Genomic DNA, 20,167 nt, shown 5'->3' with positions numbered 1-20,167 from the left:
CATGTTTGTAGACGTCAAAAACCTTATTTCGGTTGTTCAGCCGGAATAAGGTTTTTCTTTTTGCAACCGTTGTGACAATTTGTTTACATGTTGATCAAACTTTCGCGACATCTTTTTTTTTATAGTAAATGAAGCAAGATCATTAGCCTATAAGGACAAGGAATGGACCATAGTGAATGGAAACCGGAATTTGCACCTGAATCAACCCATAAAACGTTATATGACCGGCCTGGATGGGCTAAGAGCCATCTCTGTGCTTGCTGTTATTGCTTATCATCTTCATTTCAGATGGGCAGAAGGTGGGCTGCTGGGGGTGGAGATTTTCTTCGTCCTATCAGGATATCTGATTACGGATCAGATTCTTTTCGAATGGAGGATGCGCAGTGGTTTCTCCATTATACAATTCTGGATCAGACGAATGCGCAGACTACTGCCGGCCATGATCTTTATGCTGACTGCAGTGGCACTGTGGCTTTTAATTACTGATTTCTCCAGACTGCAGGCGTTAAGAGGCCATTTTGTATCCTCGCTTTTTTACGTAAACAACTGGTATCTCATTTTTCATCATGTTTCATATTTCGAGAGCTTTGGCCCGCCTTCTCCAATCGGTCACCTCTGGTCGCTTTCCATTGAGGAACAGTTTTACGTCATCTGGCCGCTTGTTCTACTGATCGGTCTGTGCCTTGCGCCGCGACGAGGAAGACTGATGTTATACATTCTGGGTTGCGCCGCCGTATCCGCCATAGCCATGGCCGTGATATACGAACCCGGAACAGATCCGAGCAGGGTGTATTACGGGACGGACACGCGGGTGTTTGCCATTTTGATCGGAGCGGCTCTGGCGATAATCTGGCCCAGCTGGAGACTGAGCGAAAATGTATCCTCTTCGTCACGGACCATGCTGGATATGACTGGCGTGCTGGGCATTGTAATGCTGTTTATCATGATCGGTCAGACCAACCAGTTTGATGATTCGCTGTATCGCGGCGGTTTTCTTTATTTATCACTCATTACTGCAGTTATTATTGCTGTACTTGTTCATCCGGCCAATCGACTGGAACGATGGCTCGGCTGCCGGCCTCTGAGCTGGATCGGTAAGCGATCTTACAGTCTGTATATTTGGCATTATCCAATCATTATTTTGTCAAGTCCGGTGATGAATACCGAAGATGCCAGCTATATACGTATTGCTCTGCAGGTAACGGCCAGTTTCATAATGGCAAGTCTTTCCTACAGATACATCGAAGAGCCCATTCGTCGCGGGACCCTAAAATCACTCCGCAGGTCAGGCGCTGGCAGCCAGTTAGGCCTTGTCGTCATTGTTATCGCCATTATTCTGGTCCTGACATCATGGAAGACGAATTCACCAGATCCTGTGCCTGATGCTCCAGCAACTGTAAGCCGGGAACCCGTCCAGACAGAAAAGGTGCAATCCGGCTTTTCCGATGTAAATACAGGCCATTCCGCAGAAGGAGAGGGGGTCACGGCGATCGGAGATTCCGTCATTCTGGATGCCGCCCCGTTTCTGGAAAAGCAGCTCCCCGGTATGACCATTGATGGCAAGGTGGGACGGCAAATGTCACAGGCTGGGAATGTGCTTGATGACCTGCGGGCACAGGGCAAGCTTGGCAATAAAATTATTATTGAACTCGGCACCAACGGCGTGTTTAACCAGAGTCAACTGAAGTCCTTGCTGACTTCACTACAGGATTCTCGGCAAATTTATCTGATAACGACCAGAGTACCGAGAGGGTGGCAGAATACCGTAAATGACAATCTGCGTGAAATTGCTGGTGAATTTCAAAATGTACGACTTATCGACTGGTATTCGGCCAGCGAAAACCGCAACGATCTATTTTATGACGATGGTGTCCATCTGAAACCAGAAGGAGCTCAGTATTATGCCTCGGTTTTGATTGATGCTATCAAACAGGATAAAACCTACTAGCATGTTAAAGGAAAGGATGAACTAGGTATGAACAAAAAAAATGTCAGAAAAGTGAGGGCATTATGGGGTTTTATGATTCTTCTTATCGTCATAGGAGCCATAGGCCTCCATCTACATTCAAAGCAAAATTCGGATGATAACGAACCACGCGGCAAGGATTCTTCTCTATACAATTTTGATGCGATGCAGCCTGCTGCACAAAAGCCTGGGGCTTCCAGTACCAGCGGAGAACAAGCTCAACCATCCGCGTCCTTAAACGGCGAGGGCGTCACGATGATTGGAGATTCGGTTACGGTCGGAATTGAGCCTTATTTAAAAGAGCAGCTTCCGAATATGACGGTAGACGGCAAGGTTGGCCGGCAGATGTCTCAAGCTGTAAAAGTCATTAATGAATTAGCCACCCAAGGCAAACTGGGAGACCAAGTCATTATCGAACTCGGCACCAATGGTCCGTTTAGCAGAGACCAACTGCACGACGTACTGCAATCCCTTTCTGGAGCCAGACAGGTAATCTTGGTCACCACCCGGGTTCCGAAAGGATGGCAAAACACGGTGAATGACACGATTGCACAGGTTGCCGATGAGTTTAGCAACGTCAGCGTGGTGGACTGGTATTCGGCCAGTGTAGGCAAAGATGAATACTTTTATAGAGATGGCGTCCATTTAAAACCAGGGGGTAGCCGATATTACACTTCACTCCTCGTAGCAGCCTTGCAAAAATCTTAAATACAGAAGGGACAGGCGCGTTCATAATTCGGAAAGGAAGAATGACATGACACAGAGGAAAAAGAGGATATTAATTGTAACATTGTTACTTGTGGTCGCTGCTGTAAGCTTTATTTTTTATTATTTCTTTTCGATTTACAAAGGGCTGGAAGGATTTAATAAGGCTCCGGCAAACTCCCCGTTCATTAATGTAAGCACCGATAATACCGAAGCTCTGGAAGCTCCAGCATGGGAGGGAACTGAGCCTGTCAATATTTTGCTGATGGGTGTGGATGCCCGTGGAAGCGACAAGGGCGAGGTACCCAGATCCGACAGCATGATGGTTGTTTCGTTGAATCCTACCGATAAGCATATCCATGTGTTTTCGATTTTGCGTGACACTTATACGGATATTCCCGGATACGGCAAAAACCGAATCAACACGGCTGTTACGCATGGGCCGGATACGGCGATGAAAGCAGTCAGTGAATTGCTGGGGGTGCCTGTTCATTTTTATGTATATACCGATTTCCAGGGGTTTATTAAACTCGTGGACTCTGTAGGCGGACTCGATTTTTATGTCGAAAAGGATATGTACTATGAAAGCAAGGCCGATCTGCATGAGTACGATATTAATTTAAAGCAGGGACAGCAGCATTTCAACGGCAAAACGGCGCTTCAATATGTTCGTTTTCGTCATGATGCCATGTCCGATTATTCCAGAACAGAAAGACAGCGCGAATTTATTACGGCATTAGCCGAGAAGGTCAAAACAACGACTTCCATTATGAAGCTTCCTTCCATTCTAGAGGAAATCAGTCCGTATATCGATACCAATTTGTCAGTCTCCGATATGTGGAATTTGGCTTCGGTAGGGTATCAAAGTACGTTAAAGGGAAATGAACAAATACCGCCAATGAAGCTATTAAAAGAAACTTATGTGGGCAAAGCAGCTGTTCTGGATGTAAAAAGTCGAACTGATTTGAAGCAATTTGTGCAAAGTACCATAAACTCCGACGCTTCTCATTCGATGACAGACAATCCTTCCGGGCAGAAAACAGATCTTGAATAGGATTGGACAATATATAAAATCGTAATTTGCCGGACAATAGTCTGTTAAATGCTCTTTATGAGCACAACATGGTCTTCCGGTTATCCATAGGGGGAAAAAGAATGGGTACAAAACCAATAGTAAGGTTCTGCTTGGCGTTAACCATATCCGCCGCCATGCTTCTGGAGATCACTGCTCCGCACATGGCTATGGCTGATGCTGCACAACGTACAGAAAGCACGTTGTTAAACGATAAACAGAGTCAATCAACAAAAACAATCTCAACGCAGGTTAAAAATATCCCGACACTGAAATTGGATAACAATCTGGCATCCATGACGAAGAAAAGAACCATTAAAGCTAGATTTAAGCTTCCGAAGGGTACCAATATAAAGAAAATAAGCTGGACTTATGGTGGCAAGCCATTATCGGAATGGAAATCGTACAAGGATCACGATTATAATGGCGCCCCCTTTATCACCGTTACTCAGGTCAAAGCAGAAAACGGAGAAGTCACTGCCAATATCAATTTTGGTCTTACTTACGGTACGGAAAATCTTGCCGAACCGAGTCTACAGCGTCCACTGTACGCCTCATTGATGGGAACCTATGAACTGGCTGCAGCAGTCAACGGCAAAACCGTTGCCCAGGCCCCCATTAAGTTGGTCCCATACGACAGCTTCCGTACGTATGATGAACTGAAGCCGGAGATTGATGCGATTACGGCACAAGCAGCTCAAAAAAACGACAGATACATTAAAACGATGTCGATCGGCAAATCCGTTGAAGGCCGCGATATGTATATGACTGTGGTTGCCAAAGATCAAGCAACGATTGACAAATATCAGAATGTAACTCATCCTGCCATGCTGAATGATCCTGCAAAGCTGGAGAACGATATTCAATCCGGTGCATTCGGAGATTATCAAGTGCCCATCTGGATCAACAATATTCATCCAAATGAAGCGCCGGGCTTTGATGCGATTATCAATTATTTTAAGACCATGGCTCTCGATAAAAATGTTACGTACAAGACCACCTCGTCCAATGGAAAATCGAGTACGGTCACTCTGAATATGGATGATGCGCTTGAACATGTGTTTTTCCTGTTCCTGTATACGGAAAATCCAGATGGAAGGGTGCATACCGAACGTTATAATGCTGAATACTTTGACTTGAATCGGGATAATTCTTATCAAACCCAGCCTGAAACACGCAGTGTTACAGAGCAAATTGCCAAGTGGTCGCCGATTTCTTTCCTAGATCTGCATGGCTTTGATAAGAATTTTCTGATTGAGCCTACCACACCGCCTCACGATCCGAATATTGAATACGATCTGCTTATGGATAACATGGTAGAACAGGCAAAAGCGATGGGTGAAGCAGGTATAGCAAACACAAAGTATGATTACTACCATATTCCTTATGAAGAACATCGTAAAACAGTCGAAAATCCTAAATATGTTTCCAAGGGGACTTCTTCAGGATGGGACGATGCGTCTCCAGCCTATACAGCTGTCTTCGCCATGCACCATGGTGCAATGGGACATACGCTGGAAACACCTGAATCGAATGAAGAGTCGACCAAAGCATTGTATTATAGTGTCGCTGCAGCAACCGATTATGTTATGCAAAAGAAAGAAAATTTATTTTTGAACCAGCTAAAAGTATATGAACGTGGAATCAATAACATCGATGATTATGCCGTAGATCGGTATCTAGTCAATGTCAAAAATCAAGTTATTGGCCGCCCTCGTCACGGTAATGAGAATTTTTTTCCTGAGTATTACGTTTTGCCGATCGATAAGAGTCTTCAAAAAAATCCGCTGGAAGCTTATCGGATGATTGAATATCTTATCCGCAATGGATTAACGGTTGAACGCTCGACAGAAGCTGTAAGTACTGCTGGCAAAACCTACCCTGCGGGTTCATTTATCATAAATATGCACCAGGCCAAACACGGCATTGCAAACATGGTTTTATATGATGGTATTAACGTCTCAGATTATGCTTCCGTAGCTGGCGAGATTGTGCAGGATTTTCCTGTCCTGCGAGGATTTGAACGTGATGTGGTTAGAGAAACCGGAGTGTTTGCGGGCAAAACTTCTCCGGTGACTTCCGTATCGATTCCGGCCACACCAATGCCGAATGATTCTGCCTATGTCTTAATCCTAAACACCAATAACGATGCCATCAAAACGGTTAATGAATTGCTTAAATCCGGCAAAGTGGTTACGATGCTATCCAAAAGCGGAACAGGATATGAAGCGGGTGACTTTGCAGTCGCCTATGATGATCTGAACCCGCTGGCCTCGAAATACTATCTTGATGTCACGGCATTCGGCAATAACAAACCCGTTGGTAAAGTTCTTAAACCTTCTACGGTAGCCGCTCTCGGCGAATCGGCTTATGTGCTCAAAAATCTCGGTTTTAAAGTGACCGATGATCAGCAGCATGCCGATGTGTTGGTGAATACATTCGATTCCGATAAACTTGTCGAGAAAGGGAAACCATACATTGCTTATGGAAATATGGGGATGGGTAACGTGAAAAACTGTATTCCTCAATTTGCGTTTGCTGGACCGACATGGGAAAGATACGAAGGGGTCTTCCTAGCGAATGTCAAACAGGATAATGTGATTACAGCCCCTTACGATAACGAAGAATACTTCTACACCGTTACAGGTTCTTACATTACGAAACTACCTAAAGCTGCAAAAATTCTTGCAACCATTAGTAATAAAGAAAACTTCTTCAAAGCGGGCTGGTGGCCAGGTCACGATGCTGCAAGAGGAAAGATTATGGCCTTCACCTATATAGAAAACAAAAAGAATATTACTGTGTTCTCTAATGATCTCACCAATGGTGCTCATTCGCAGCAACAATTCCGTTTGCTGGCCAATTCCATTTTTAATGCTGTTCCCAGCAAATCCTAAGTAATTTTGCAAACAGCCTTATTCCAGTGATCAACTGTGAATAAGGCTGTTTTCGCGATAAAACGGTTTCGCCTACTGTGACATTTTGTTTACAACTTGATCAAACTTTAGCGACATCTGCAGGATATATTGGACTATAGCGTAACATCATCCTGTACATGCGGGTTGATGAAAAATACGAGTCCAGGATTTTCAAGGAGGAATGCAAGTTGCTAAGCAGTATCAAACTGATAAGCAGATCCGTCAGAGAGTATGAGGAAGAGGCCAATATCAAAATACGAGCCTTTTCCGTAAATAGCCAATTGAATGAAAATCAAGTAAATGAAAAGACGGTTGCTAATAAATTAGATGATAAAGAAGTAGATACAGCAGGTATATCCAATTCATCCTACGACGTTACACAAACCGATATTCCTTCTCGAAACTCTGTAGAAGAGTCGAAAAGAAGGCGGGGCACCGGGCGTCTTGTAGCACTTGATGCAGTACGAGGAATGGCGGTGCTGGGAATGTATTTGCAGCACTTCGGATCGAACCCAAACGTTTCTGCGATTGTTTCCGGAAACACGACACTATTATTTGTATTGTGCGGGGGTATATCTTATTCCATTATGGCACAGCGCATGATGGAATGGGGAGCGGAAACGGCCGCTTTCCGTGCGCGAATGCTAGCCCGTGCAGTATTTGTTGATATTATTGGTTATTTGCTTATTATGCTGAACACTCCATATGGCATCATTTTGCCTGCCTATTCAGCTATGTTTGTGCTGGCCCTTATGTTATTTCGCCGTTCGACCCGCACCATTGTTACAACAGCAGCAGTTTTGCTCGTGACAGCCCCGCCGCTAATGATTCTGGGATCAAGTATTTTCTCAAAAGCTTATCTTCTTGGTGATATTGCAGGGGGTCCAATGTCTGCTATCGCCTTGATCCCTGCATTTGTTACTGGTATGGCCATTGGCCGCTTTGACCTGACCAGATTACGCACAGCTCTCATACTCGCAGGCAGTGGTATCGTTATGCTTGTTATTGGCAAAGCACTGGCTGCTTTTGTACTTCCGAATTGGAGTCTCCACTTTGAACAATGGCTGGTAAGGATGCAAGGAGTTGCTCCTGTACAGCCACCGGATGAATACGCAATTTGGCCGCTTAATACGGAATCGCCAATGTGGCATATGCTCTTGCAGTCGGCTCCGCACACCGCTTCGACCTTCCAAACGATGATAGGATTAGGAATTTCATTCTTGGTATTGGGCGTTGCATGTCTCATATCCAAAAAAGCCTCTACTGTATTATTGCCTTTTGCAGCAGTCGGACGTATGGCTCTGACCATGTATGCCATTCAATTTGTAATAGTTTGGTTTCTGTATCTGGCAAAGATTGGGCACAGTCTGGACGGAGTTCCGTTCGGCGACGTAATAGTTGCAGTTGTTACACTGTTGCTGGGATTGTTGTTTGCTAAGCTTCCTGTTGGTCCGCTTGAAGGATTGATGCGCCGTTTTGACCGATTGTTCTGCCCTACCCAACCAGTCTCACAAACAGTAAAGTAGATAGCCTTCTTGATACTCTATATTTATAGTCATAGAAAACATCGGATTTCAATTAAAACGGACTGATCAAAATCACAACAGATAAAAAAAATAAAGGTTTTGTGAATTAATTTAGTTATTTATTTCCAGGTTTTAAGTATTGCCTATGTTGTACAATGACAACAAGTTTACCCCAACTAAGTCCTGATAATATCAGGATTTTTTTATATTTAGGGGAGAATGACAACAAGTTTGCCTCTTTCGAGGAATTTGTAATATTTAAAGGGGCGGCTATAGTTAGAGTTACTTTGTGGAATGACATGATTATTTTTTGTTCCAATCTACAATACATATCGATGTTTTGTATCTGTTACATTTAATTTTTTTGTCCAATTAAAGTGTAGAAGATTCAGGTTTTATAATCCACTACTATGAAAGTTTAAAAAATTCGGTCTACCGTGACTTTTATGCTATTAGTTCTAAAATGAAGATTAAAGGCGTTCAAAATGACCGCATAAATGCCTGCTTATTCGAATGAATCCATATCTTCAACCGTATGATTTTGCTCGTCGTTTCTAATATGGGTGTAAAGTGTGGTTGTTTTGGGATCAGAATGACCGAGCATTTAAGTCCACAGAAGTTTGGGCTTTTCTTTGATAATTAGAAATTCTTTTTTGTGGTATGAGAGCCCTAAAACCCCAGATGATATTTGTATCTTTATCCCACATCAAGCATCTCTTTATAAGACGAGTAATCTCTTTTTCATTAATACCCGCAGCTTTAAAAATTTCTTTGTTCGTTAGAGCATGATGCTAGTTGGCAAGATAGAGAAGTTGAACTTAGAGATTTTTAACTCAATACAAGACACAATGATTCAAATTCTAATATCACATATTTTTTTGCCTTAACTTCCATCATATTTATTTTGTGACAGTTCCGTACGAGCACTTAAGAAATAGCACCATCTTTACCGTCGGGTCAAAAGAAGAAAAAACTTTATCGCTAACGCCTTCTTACAATTGGTGTTTAACAATCCTGTCTCCCTCAATAAAGCTATCGGAAATGTAACCTCTGCATCAGACGCCCGTAATAACTAGCACTCTCATTATGTTGGGCAAGTTTTATTAATTACTGGAGTAGAGGGTTGGTATCAAGTAGACGGAAAACCAGTTCAATTCCTTAAAACAGGCGATGTGGTGAACATTCCACCGAACGTAAAATATTGGCATGGGTTACGAAGGATAGTTGGATTTGTATACTTAGTACTCACACTGGGGTGATACAGACCGGTTAGAAAACGTAACCGAGAAAGAATATGAAAACTCTAACAAAAAAAATGAAAAAACAAGCAGAAGCGGCAGCCAATCGGCTGCCGTTGTTTTAGTGTTTCGTTATATACTGTGACCTTTATTGAAAAGGAAAAAGGTCATTTTCTTTACAGAATATAATACCGATTAAAAACTTCTTTCTAACAAGGTGCCAACTTGCGTGGCCATGACTTGCGGTGAATAGGGCATTCCATTTCGAATCCACCATTCAATGACCCCTACATAAGCAGTCCCAGCATATTGCAACATCACATCTTCGACTAATTCCGTATTTTTCCCGCTTTCTTTGTCAATCTCCCCTTTGAACCCTTCCATGAAATAAGCAAGTAGCCGCGTTCTAAAAGATGAAGGTGTACCTTTTGATGCTGCTAGCATGGTTGAAAAAAGCAAATAATTTTTCTCAAAGTACTCGAAATATGGAACAAGAGCATCAGCCCACTCCATCTGACATGCCCACGTATCCATTTCTTTTAATTCATTAATGTGTGTTTCCATGATTTGATCTAATAAATCATATTTGTCCTGATAATGAAGATAAATTGTACCGCGGTTTACGTTTGCCTTGTTTGCAATGTCTTGAATGGTAATGTCATCGAAGTTTTTTACAGCCATCAGTTCAATAACGGCTTTTTTTAAGGATTCTTGCGTTTTTAGGATTCTCCGATCCACTTTAATCATCTTGTCTTTTCCCCCTGATCAAAAAATAATGAACACTTTTCGTGATGATGTTGCTATTTCAACAAATTGCGCTTTTTTAACCATTGAACTTAGGTTTCTTTTTTTATAATAATAGACATAAGTTGATAAAACAACCAGTATTGTTTATTCGCTCTCCGTGGCTTACTTACCTAAAAAAAGGAGAACTTAAATTTAGAAAAGAGGGTGTTCACATGGTGTTTAATAAAGAAGTGTGGATAATCATTACTAATTTCTAAATAGCTAACTGATAAAAATTCTATTCATTGGAGGTTATATATGATTAATGCTAATGCACGTGCTGTGTTCGGTCCAGAAGGTTCTACAGTTGAGCGCAGGGATCTTAAGCCGCATAATATTCTCATTAAGATCAAGTATGCGGGTATTTGCCACTCTGACATCCATACTGCCCGTGGAGATTGAGGGCCAGTCCAATATCCTCCCGTTCCAGGACACGCTGGAATTTTCGCCCAGATTGGTTTGGAAGTCACAAAGTATACTGTTGGTGACCGAGTAGAAGTTGGCTGTATGGTTGATTCCTGTGGAGAGTGCGAGAGTTGCCGTAGAGGAAAGGAGCAATATTGTCTTAATGGACATACGAGTACCTACGGAGTCATCGATAGATATGGACAATATACGCAGGGAGGTTATTCCACCCATATCGTTGTAATAACGGAGGATTTCGTGGTTCGAATTCTAGACGGCATTAATCTTGATGTCGCCGCTCCACTTTTATGTACTGGGATCACAACGTATCCGCCGCTGCGCCATTGGGGTGTTGATTCCGGCTAAAATATAGCGGTCGTTGGATTTGGTGGACTCGGACACATGGTGTGAGATCGCTCATTCTATGGGGGCAGAAGTAACAAACCCATAACATCTAAAGCAAATGCGTTAGTTTAAAGAAAGCATTAAAACAATCATAGGAGTAAAAGGAATGAAATATAAGACCCAAAAAAATTCTCTCGGTTTTGCTCTAATATTGGCCATATTTTCGGCGTTGGGGCCGTTTACCGTCGATATGTATCTTGCATCACTTCCGCAAATCGCTGTTTTTTTTGGAACAAGCGCAACTGCGGTTCAAGCGAGTTTAACCACTAGTCTGTTAGGATTAGGGCTAGGACAGTTGATAATGGGACCTTTAAGCGACATTTATGGAAGACGCCAGCCTTTGTTGATTTCCATGATACTATATATCCTTTCCTCTATTGGATGCGCTTTTGCACCAAGCATAGGATGGTTTATATCTTTAAGATTTATACAAGGGGTTGCTGCGTCCGCTGGACTCGTTATTTCGCGCGCTATTGTTCGAGATCGGTTTAGTGGGATTGAAATGACTAAGTTTATATCGTTGCTGACAATGATAAGCAATGTGGCACCGTTAATTTCCCCTACGGCTGGAAGTACGGTTATGTCATACAGCTCTTGGTTAGGTGTATTTATATTTTTAGGGGTGCTAGGCATAGGGTTAACTGGGATAACCATATGGGGGTTAAAGGAAAGCTTACCTGTACAACAACGTATTTCAGGCAGTCCCCGTGCGTTGATGAAAAATTATAATAGCTTATTCCGAAAGCGGTCTTTTATAGGGTATGCTCTAGTCAATGGCATATTGTTCGCAGGTGTTTTTGCCTATGTTGCAGGTACCCCATTTATTTATCAAAACATATACGGCGTGTCGCCGCAACTGTTTTCAATCCTCTTTGCGTTGAATGGCCTTGCTATTATCTTGGGATCTCAATTCGTCAAACTGCTTGCAGACCGGGTAACGGAAAGTCGATTGTTTTTGATCGGAATAATACTAGCGTTTATATCTTCTGCTGCAGTCTTATTTATAGTACTAGTACATGGAGTATTATCAGCTATGTTTATTTCGATCTTCTTATTCGCTTTATCCATTGGGATCATTGGCCCCATCTCTTTTACATTAGCAATGGAATCGCAGGGGCATATTGCAGGGGGCGCGTCCGCCGTGCTCGGCACTTTACAATTCGCATTAGGTGCCGTTACGTCTCCACTTGTGGGAATTGCAGGCGAAAATTCTGCTATACCTTTTGGAATTATTATTTTTTCTACAAGTTTATTATCTATAATTACCTATCTCATTCTGGTTAAAGGGATAAAAAAATTATCCGGTACCAAAAATAGTTTTGAATCCAATACTTAACCAATCGCTTGCGAACATTAAGATCTATGCGAGGCCCCAGCATTCTAAGACTTGAGTATAAAAAACAGGAGGATCTAAAATGCAAAGTGTTACACTAAACAATGGTGTCGAGATGCCGATACTCGGATTTGGGGTTTATCAAATTGATGATGAAAATGTATGCGAAGAATCGGTTTGTAATGCCCTAATGGAAGGTTACCGCTTGATTGATACCGCTGCTGTTTATAGCAATGAAAAAGCAGTCGGTCGTGCCATCAAGCAGAGTGGCGTGCCCAGAGAGGAAATATTCGTTACAACAAAGCTTTGGATTCAGGATGCAGGTTACAAGAGTGCTAGGAAAGCATTCGAAACATCACTGAAAAAACTGCAACTGGATTATTTGGATCTGTATCTCATTCATATGCCCTTTGGCGATATCCATGGTTCATGGCGTGCGATGGAGGAATTATATCATGAGGGGAAGATCAGGGCAATCGGCGTAAGTAACTTCCTAAATGATCGCCTGATGGATTTAATCGTTCATCATGAAATCGTTCCTACTGTAAACCAAGTTGAAACGCATGTATTTACACAACAAGTAGAAAATGCTCAATTTATGAAGGATCACCATGTTCAGATTGAGTCCTGGGGACCATTTGCTGAAGGGAAAAATGACATTTTCAAAAATGAAGTATTGGCATCAATAGCTGAGAAACATCATAAATCCATGGCTCAAGTTGCTTTACGTTGGTTGATACAAAGAGGAATTGTTGCGATTCCAAAGTCCGTTCATAAGGAAAGAATTATCGAAAACTTTAATATCTTTAACTTTGAAATGAGTAGGGAAGATATGGAAAGGATTGCTACGTTGGATTCCAAAGAGAGTTTAATCTTATCCCTTCACGATCCTGAAAACGTGGAACGGCTCAGCAACATGAAAATTCGTAACTAATTTTGGGGAGGCCTTATCACAAAATGCTCAAACCCAACAACACTATGTTCACGTAACAGTACCCAAGTCCTTCCCATATATCGATTCAATTCCACATATAAACATATGCATATAGAACTGCTTAATGGTTATAATGGCAGAGAAGTGTGTGAAAAAGTAAACTGAAAGAACGGTATTTAAGATGGTAAGTTAATTACTAGGACATATTGAATCTATTCATAAGCACATATTGTCAACAGGGGGAAACATGGAGTTAAGAGTGCTTCGTTATTTTCTTACAGTCGCTCGTTTGGAAAGTATTACGCATGCAGCAAATGTACTACATGTAACACAGCCGACATTAAGCAGACAATTAGCTGACTTAGAAAAAAATTTAGGAACTCAATTGCTTATTCGCGGTAAAAAAAAGGTGTCATTAACGGATGCTGGCATGCTTTTACGTCAGAGGGCAGAAGAAATCCTAACGATTGCGGATAAAACAGAGAGAGAATTCAAAGATCAAAATAATCTGGTTGGAGGGACTATCTCTATAGGAAGCGTCGAATCACTAACATCGCATTATTTATTTCAAACATTAAAAGCTTTTCATGAAGAGTATCCACAGGTTAATTATTATATTTATAGCGGAACAGGGGATGATATAAAGGAAAAAATAGACAAAGGATTACTTGAAATTGGGATTTTATTAGAGCCCATAAATATTGAAAAATACGATTTCATCAGATTGCCTCAAAAGGAACGATGGGGAATTCTAACACAGGCTTCATCCCCTCTTGCACAAAAAGAATATGTTACTCCCAATGATCTTGTTGGAGTTCCTTTACTTCTTTCTAGTCGTCCAACAGTACAAAATGAAATTGCTAATTGGTTTGCTGATGAATATGAAAATATACATGTTCTAGCCACATACAACTTAATTTCTAACATAGTTAATTTTGTAGATAATGGTATGGGAACTGCTATTTGTATTGAAGGTGCTCTTGCGATGACAGGTTCAAAACATCTTTGCTTCAGACCATTTTTTCCAGAACTCAAATTTAGTTGTGTTATTGTTTGGAAGAAACACAAGATTTTTAACCAGGCTACTTCTCACTTAATTCAATTAATCAAGTATGCCTCACAAGCATAATAAAACATAGATTATAGGTATTGGATAAGGTTATTTATCTAGTGATATCTTAAAGGTGCAGCTTGAATGAAGCCTTTAAATATTACTGATAAATAACTTTTTTTATTTAGCAGGTAAAGTTGTTTATGTTTAATAAATAAAAGGCGTAATTCATTGTTCAACAACAAGAAGAGGGGGCATTTTCTAATGAGCAAAAAATATGAAAAATTAGCTCAGGATATTGTAGAGAAGATTGGTGGTAGTGAAAATGTATCAACACTAACTCATTGTATGACAAGGCTTAGATTCGCACTAAACCAAAATAAAAAAGCCGATCAAGACGCTATTAAAGCTTTAGATGGCGTGATTGATGCGATTGAAAGCGGCGGACAATTTCAGGTGGTTATTGGCACCCATGTTGAAGAAGTATATGAGGAAGTGATCAAATATATAAAACATGCAGAAAATATAGATGATACATTATCTAACGAAAAAAATGTAAGCGTTTTGGCAAATTAATCGATTTTATTTCAGGTACATTCAGTCCAATCGTTCCGGCTATTGCAGGCGCGGGAATGATAAAAGCGCTATTGGCTTTGCTGATCTTATTTAATGTAGTTTCAAAAGCGTCACAAACTTACTATGTAATCAATTTCATGTCGGATGCCATTTTTTATTTCTTACCCTTCTTATTAGCATATTCGGCTGCAAACAAATTAAAATGCAGCCCTGTACTGGCACTTGTGTTGGCTGGGATATTGCTTCATCCGAATCTGGATCTATTGAGAACTGCGGGTAATAATGTTAGCGTTTTTAATATTCCATTGACACTTGTTGCTTACAGTTCATCGGTTGTTCCGATTCTATTAACCGTGTGGGCGCAATCCTACATTGAACCATTCTTTAAAAGAGTCATTCCTAACGCTGTAAAAATTATTTTTGTTCCGATGTTTACCATTCTGGTTGTTGGATTTATTTCCTTAACTGCACTAGGACCGCTAGGTTCTTTCTTCGGAACATATTTGGCAATGGGGTTTGATTTTTTGGGATCGCACGGAGCATGGGTGGTCATTTTCATAATTGCAACCTTCTGGCCACTCCTTGTTATGTTTGGACTTCATCACAGTATCGTTCCGTTATCATTGGCTCAAATCACGACATTGGGATATGAAAATATCATTGGACCTGGAGCCATGATATCCAATATTTCGCAAGGTGTAGCCGCGTTGATTGTCAGTTGGAGAACAAAGGATACAGTATCCAAGCAAATCTCCACTACAAGTGGAATTACAGGCTTAATGGGAATTACAGAAGCAGCACTTTACGGTGTTAATTTACCTAAAAAATATCCTCTTGTTGCGGCTATGATTGGATCCGCTGCTGGAGGGCTTTACGCAGGGGTTATGGAAGTTTCACGTTATGCAACAGGTTCATCAGGGCTTCCAGCTATTCCGCTTTATATTGGAGAAAACATTTGGAATTTCTATAATATACTCATCGCATTATTAATTACAACGGTTATAACTGCAGTGCTTACCTACTTATTAACCTTAAAATATGAGAAAGAAACGTCTGAGCAGAATAAAGTCACCACAAACGATAAAATCATCACACTTAAAAATACGGTTATTACAAGTCCTATCAAAGGTGAAATGATTCCATTGAAGGATGTTCAAGATGCGGCCTTCTCCACAGAAGCAATGGGAAAAGGAGTTGCCATTGAGCCAAGCGAAGGAAAAGTGGTCGCTCCTTTTGATGGGAAAATTGTTTCGCTGTTTCCCAAGAAACACGCAATCGGTTTACTCTCCGATGATGGGGTTGAAATACTCATCCATATAGGATTGAACACCGTTAAACTGAATGGGAAGTACTTTGAAGCTCATGTTGAAGAGGGTCAGAGAATTACCAAGGGACAGACACTAATCACGTTTGATTTGGAGAAAATCAGAGAGGAAGGATATGTTACCCAGACCCCGGTGATCGTTACGAATACTTACAGTTATGCTGATGTGCTAACTAATAACAGTAGTGCAGTCACTGATTTTAACAATGAGTTGTTAGTCCTAATAGTGTAACCATATCAAATTCAAGGAGTGGATTATAAATGACTTTAGTCAAAGACTTTTTATGGGGAGGAGCAACTGCTGCAAACCAATGTGAAGGTGGATATTTGGAAGGGAATAAGGGATTGTCAACCGTCGATGTTATACCCGCAGGACAGGATCGCGTTTCTGTAATGAAAGGTAAGATGAAAATGATGGAATGTGATGATGAACATTTCTATCCAAGCCATGAAGCCATCGACTTTTATCATAATTATAAAGAAGACATTGCTTTATTTGCAGAAATGGGCTTCAAATGCTTCCGCTTATCTATTGCATGGACACGAATCTATCCAAATGGGGATGATCCATTACCCAACGAAGAAGGTTTGAAGTTCTACGATGATGTTTTTGATGAGTGTTTAAAATATAATATAGAGCCTTTAGTAACGATCACTCATTTTGATGTGCCGATGCATTTGGTAAAAACCATCGGTTCTTGGAGAAGCCGTAAAATGGTTGATTATTATGAAAGACTATGCGAAACACTATTCACTCGCTACAAAGATAAAGTGAAGTATTGGCTAACTTTTAATGAAATCAATATGTTATTACACCTACCATTCGGGAGCTCAGGATTGGTGTTTGATGAAGATGAAGATGTAGAAGCTGTGAAGTATCAGGCAGCTCATCACCAATTGGCCGCGAGTGCTAAAGCTACTGAAATTGCACGCAAAATAAATTCCGAATTCAAGATAGGATGTATGTTGGCGGGTGCCAGCACTTATCCCTATACTTGCGCTCCTGAAGACGTATGGAAAGCCATAACAAGGGATCGAGAGCATTACTTCTTTGTGGATGTACAATCTCGTGGTGAATACCCGAATTATGCCAAAAAAATGTTCGAAAGAATGAATATACATCTGAAAATGGAAGATGATGATGAGGAGCTTCTGAAAAATAATACAGTTGACTTCGTTTCATTTAGTTACTATGGTTCGCGATTAACAAGTGCCGACCCAGCAGTTAATACTCAAACCGCTGCCAATCTCTTTCCGACATTACGAAATCCCCATTTAAAAAGAAGTGAATGGGGCTGGCAAATTGACCCACTCGGGCTGAGAATTACATTAAATGCATTGTATGATCGCTATCAAAAACCATTATTTATTGTCGAGAATGGGTTGGGAGCTGCGGACAAGCCTGATGAAAATGGATGTATCTCGGATGATTACAGAATCGAGTATATTCGTGAACATATCCGAGCATTTAAAGCTGCTGTAAAAGAAGATGGCGTAGAGTTGCTAGGATATACAACCTGGGGGTGCATTGATTTAGTAAGCTCAAGCTCTGGAGAAATGAACAAAAGATACGGTTTCATCTACGTGGATAAAGATGACCAGGGAAATGGTACGTTAAGTCGTAGTAGGAAAAAGTCCTTTAATTGGTATAAGAAAGTAATTAGTAGCAATGGAGAAGATTTAGACTAAGTTTATACAGCCATAGCTAGTTGATGATGGAATCACAGTCGACCAGATGTGACGCTTACAAACTTTTTCTAAACAAGACCCTTAATTTAAAATGCGATATATTCTCTTGTTCTCACTAACATGAGCAAGTCTTCTTGTGGTAAGCATTTTCTTGTTATTCGGGATCGTGTTCTCAATAGGAAATAAAGTTATGAATTTAAGTACAAAACATGGAGCGGGTGCCGCTTCATGTTTTTGTACTGTGCCGGGTATGGGCCTTATCTCTAGTGTTCAAGTTCCGAATGCGAGAACAATATTCAAAACCCTACCCTCATCACAAAATTAGGATGAGAATTTTGTTTAAATAACCTCAGTACAAGAAATTACTCGATTTACTAGATTTGTTGGGAATGCAATTTAAAAATTTCTATCTAACAATATCCCAGTTTGTTCTGCCATGACACGAGGGGGGACTGACATTCCATTCTTAAACCACCATTCTACGATCCCCACGACCGCGGCCCCAAAAAATTGAAGAATGACATCTTCACTTAAGCCTTGATTTTTTCCTTCTGTTACATCGACTTCTACCTTGTACTCCTGGACGACTAAATCAAGGAATTGAGTACGAAAATAAGCTGAACTCTTCGTGTTTAGCATGGTTGAAAAGAACAAATGATTGTCTGCAAAGTATTCGAACCAGACATAATTTCCTTCTTGGAAACTCATTTCAGATGCTGTGTGGCAAAGTTCACGGAGATTGTTTATATGTTCTTCAATTATCTTATCTAGCAAGTCAAATTTATCCATGTAATGGAGATAGATTGTTCCTCGATTAACATTTGCCCTATCAGAAATATCCCGAATTGTAATGTCATCAAAGTTTTTTTCAGTCATCAGTTCAAGTATTGCTTTCTTTATGGCTTCTTGAGATTTGAGTACCCTTCTGTCCACTTTAGTCATTTTTAAAGTCCCCTTACTGAGATAATCGGCAATTACGGATAATTTGTTGAGTAATCCACACATCGAAAGAAATTGATTATTGCAAGCATTTTGTTTCCGTTTAGAATTATAAACGTAAGTTGATTAAACAATCAATGTTCATTTTTTATTTGGAGTTATCTAAACTCAATGATCAGTACGCGTACCCGTTCTGAGGCAAGTCAAGATCGCACCAAACGAAAGGAAGGAACCATGAAATGGATTATACGAAACTTGGAAATACTGGCTTGGATGTATCCCGGATTTGTCTTGGTTGTATGGGTTTTGGAGACGCACGAAAAGGTCATCATCGATGGGTACTTGATGAAGAACGCGCTCGTCCGATCATAAAAAAAGCTCTGGAGCTTGGAATCAATTTTTTTGATTCTGCAAACGTGTACGCTGAAGGGACAAGTGAGGAAATAATTGGAGGTGTATTAAAGGATTTTTCGAACCGTGATGAAATTGTCATCGCGACTAAAATACATGGACGAATGCATCAAGGACCCAATGGCGCTGGACTTTCCCGCAAGGCGATCATGAGCGAAATCGATAAGAGCCTTAAGAGATTGAAAACCGACTACGTCGATCTGTATCAAATTCATCGTTGGGATTATAACACGCCTATCGAAGAGACGATGGAGGCATTGCACGATATAGTTAAGGCTGGTAAGGCAAGATACATCGGAGCCTCTGCAATGTGGGCATGGCAGTTTGAGAAAGCTTTACATATAGCTGAGAAGAATGGGTGGACCCGATTTGTATCAATGCAGAATCATTTAAATCTCATTTACCGTGAAGAGGAGCGAGAGATGCTCCCACTTTGTAAGGAAGAAAAAATTGGGGTCATTCCTTATAGCCCGCTCGCAGGAGGAAGATTGGCGCGGGAGACAACAACACATCGTGCCGAAACTGATGAAATTGCAAAACAAAAATATGATGCAACAACAGATGCGGATCAATTGGTGGTGAACCGGGTTGCGAGTTTGGCAGAGAAACATGGTGTTCGCCGGGTTCACATCGCACTTGCGTGGCTTCTGCATAAAGACCGGTAACCGCTCCTATTGTCGGTGCGACAAAAATATCCCAGCTCGAAGATGCAGAAGCTGCTCTATCTATTCAATTAACTGCTGAAGAAATTGCGTTTTTGGAAGAACCATATGTACCGCACCGAATCGTTGGTCATTTTTAAATTCATATAAATTGGTGTCGCACGGTCTCTTTGATAAGAGAGATGCACATGAGTTTTTGTGTCAGCTCGTCGTCATTAGACATAAAC

General features: G+C 41.0%; 13 protein-coding genes and 2 pseudogenes. 13 read left to right on the top strand and 2 right to left on the bottom strand.

Annotated features, from left to right (window positions below; translation table 11 throughout):
- Positions 1 to 172: 172 nt before the first annotated feature.
- The 5 genes from ACWA2B_RS14745 to ACWA2B_RS14725 all read left to right on the top strand — a co-directional run bounded on the left by ACWA2B_RS14745 (position 173) and on the right by ACWA2B_RS14725 (position 8,187).
- On the top strand, positions 173 to 1,948 hold the full coding sequence (locus ACWA2B_RS14745; protein ID WP_342435143.1) for an acyltransferase family protein: 1,776 nt from the start codon (positions 173 to 175) through the stop codon (positions 1,946 to 1,948).
- Between the two features lie 27 nt (positions 1,949 to 1,975).
- Positions 1,976 to 2,674 carry an SGNH/GDSL hydrolase family protein gene (locus tag ACWA2B_RS14740; RefSeq protein WP_340885513.1) on the top strand — a complete coding sequence of 233 codons (699 nt, stop codon included), beginning with the start codon at positions 1,976 to 1,978 and terminating at the stop codon, positions 2,672 to 2,674.
- A 46-nt stretch (positions 2,675 to 2,720) separates the two neighbouring features.
- The gene (locus tag ACWA2B_RS14735; protein WP_029515222.1) at positions 2,721 to 3,725 is read left to right on the top strand and encodes an LCP family protein; all 1,005 of its coding nucleotides are present in this window, start codon (positions 2,721 to 2,723) and stop codon (positions 3,723 to 3,725) included.
- Between the two features lie 101 nt (positions 3,726 to 3,826).
- Entirely contained in the window at positions 3,827 to 6,640 is a 2,814-nt protein-coding gene (locus ACWA2B_RS14730) for a M14 family metallopeptidase (protein ID WP_449292336.1), read from the top strand.
- A gap of 209 nt (positions 6,641 to 6,849) precedes the next feature.
- Positions 6,850 to 8,187 (top strand): DUF418 domain-containing protein, encoded by a 1,338-nt coding sequence (locus tag ACWA2B_RS14725; protein WP_342435145.1) that lies wholly within the window; start codon positions 6,850 to 6,852, stop codon positions 8,185 to 8,187.
- A gap of 1,433 nt (positions 8,188 to 9,620) precedes the next feature.
- On the opposite strand, the gene ACWA2B_RS14720 is transcribed toward ACWA2B_RS14725, so the two are convergent.
- Complete coding sequence (locus ACWA2B_RS14720; protein ID WP_069011876.1) at positions 9,621 to 10,172, bottom strand: TetR/AcrR family transcriptional regulator; 552 nt, start codon at positions 10,170 to 10,172, stop codon at positions 9,621 to 9,623.
- A 297-nt stretch (positions 10,173 to 10,469) separates the two neighbouring features.
- On the opposite strand from ACWA2B_RS14720, the pseudogene ACWA2B_RS14715 reads away from it, so the two are divergent.
- The 7 genes and pseudogenes from ACWA2B_RS14715 to ACWA2B_RS14685 form a co-directional block, all read left to right on the top strand.
- A pseudogene (locus ACWA2B_RS14715) lies at positions 10,470 to 11,058 on the top strand (alcohol dehydrogenase catalytic domain-containing protein); the annotation flags it as partial.
- 69 nt (positions 11,059 to 11,127) lie between these two features.
- Positions 11,128 to 12,357: a multidrug effflux MFS transporter gene (locus ACWA2B_RS14710; protein ID WP_069011874.1), complete on the top strand. Its 1,230-nt coding sequence runs from the start codon at positions 11,128 to 11,130 to the stop codon at positions 12,355 to 12,357.
- A 79-nt stretch (positions 12,358 to 12,436) separates the two neighbouring features.
- The gene (locus ACWA2B_RS14705; protein WP_069011872.1) at positions 12,437 to 13,288 is read left to right on the top strand and encodes an aldo/keto reductase; all 852 of its coding nucleotides are present in this window, start codon (positions 12,437 to 12,439) and stop codon (positions 13,286 to 13,288) included.
- Between the two features lie 247 nt (positions 13,289 to 13,535).
- Complete coding sequence (locus ACWA2B_RS14700) at positions 13,536 to 14,417, top strand: LysR family transcriptional regulator (RefSeq protein ID WP_029515212.1); 882 nt, start codon at positions 13,536 to 13,538, stop codon at positions 14,415 to 14,417.
- A 186-nt stretch (positions 14,418 to 14,603) separates the two neighbouring features.
- Complete coding sequence (locus ACWA2B_RS14695) at positions 14,604 to 14,915, top strand: PTS transporter subunit EIIB (protein WP_449292335.1); 312 nt, start codon at positions 14,604 to 14,606, stop codon at positions 14,913 to 14,915.
- A gap of 56 nt (positions 14,916 to 14,971) precedes the next feature.
- Positions 14,972 to 16,471, top strand: a complete 1,500-nt coding sequence (locus tag ACWA2B_RS14690; protein ID WP_449292334.1) for a glucose PTS transporter subunit IIA — start codon at positions 14,972 to 14,974, stop codon at positions 16,469 to 16,471.
- Positions 16,472 to 16,500: 29 nt separating this feature from the next.
- Complete coding sequence (locus ACWA2B_RS14685) at positions 16,501 to 17,928, top strand: 6-phospho-beta-glucosidase (protein ID WP_449292333.1); 1,428 nt, start codon at positions 16,501 to 16,503, stop codon at positions 17,926 to 17,928.
- 396 nt (positions 17,929 to 18,324) lie between these two features.
- Here ACWA2B_RS14685 and ACWA2B_RS14680 read toward each other — a convergent pair whose 3' ends face one another.
- A complete protein-coding gene (locus tag ACWA2B_RS14680; RefSeq protein WP_069011866.1) occupies positions 18,325 to 18,870 on the bottom strand; it encodes a TetR/AcrR family transcriptional regulator in 546 nt (181 codons plus the stop codon).
- Between the two features lie 236 nt (positions 18,871 to 19,106).
- Between ACWA2B_RS14680 and ACWA2B_RS14675 the strand changes: the two are divergent.
- Positions 19,107 to 20,080, top strand: a pseudogene (locus ACWA2B_RS14675) (aldo/keto reductase).
- The last annotated feature ends 87 nt before the right edge of the window (positions 20,081 to 20,167 follow it).

This window comes from Paenibacillus sp. CMM36 (assembly GCF_053570945.1).
The sequence above is the reverse complement of the archived record's forward strand: the minus strand, read 5'-3'. Positions and strand labels throughout refer to the sequence as shown.

What these genes read in the sequence shown, in the direction of transcription:
- ACWA2B_RS14740 (WP_340885513.1), top strand. Translation starts at nt 1,976, where the DNA reads ATGAACAAAAAAAATGTCAGAAAAGTGAGGGCATTATGGGGTTTTATG.
- ACWA2B_RS14735 (WP_029515222.1), top strand. Translation starts at nt 2,721, where the DNA reads ATGACACAGAGGAAAAAGAGGATATTAATTGTAACATTGTTACTTGTG.
- ACWA2B_RS14730 (WP_449292336.1), top strand. Translation starts at nt 3,827, where the DNA reads ATGGGTACAAAACCAATAGTAAGGTTCTGCTTGGCGTTAACCATATCC.
- ACWA2B_RS14720 (WP_069011876.1), bottom strand. Translation starts at nt 10,172, where the DNA reads ATGATTAAAGTGGATCGGAGAATCCTAAAAACGCAAGAATCCTTAAAA.
- ACWA2B_RS14710 (WP_069011874.1), top strand. Translation starts at nt 11,128, where the DNA reads ATGAAATATAAGACCCAAAAAAATTCTCTCGGTTTTGCTCTAATATTG.
- ACWA2B_RS14705 (WP_069011872.1), top strand. Translation starts at nt 12,437, where the DNA reads ATGCAAAGTGTTACACTAAACAATGGTGTCGAGATGCCGATACTCGGA.
- ACWA2B_RS14700 (WP_029515212.1), top strand. Translation starts at nt 13,536, where the DNA reads ATGGAGTTAAGAGTGCTTCGTTATTTTCTTACAGTCGCTCGTTTGGAA.
- ACWA2B_RS14695 (WP_449292335.1), top strand. Translation starts at nt 14,604, where the DNA reads ATGAGCAAAAAATATGAAAAATTAGCTCAGGATATTGTAGAGAAGATT.
- ACWA2B_RS14690 (WP_449292334.1), top strand. Translation starts at nt 14,972, where the DNA reads ATGATAAAAGCGCTATTGGCTTTGCTGATCTTATTTAATGTAGTTTCA.
- ACWA2B_RS14685 (WP_449292333.1), top strand. Translation starts at nt 16,501, where the DNA reads ATGACTTTAGTCAAAGACTTTTTATGGGGAGGAGCAACTGCTGCAAAC.
- ACWA2B_RS14680 (WP_069011866.1), bottom strand. Translation starts at nt 18,870, where the DNA reads ATGACTAAAGTGGACAGAAGGGTACTCAAATCTCAAGAAGCCATAAAG.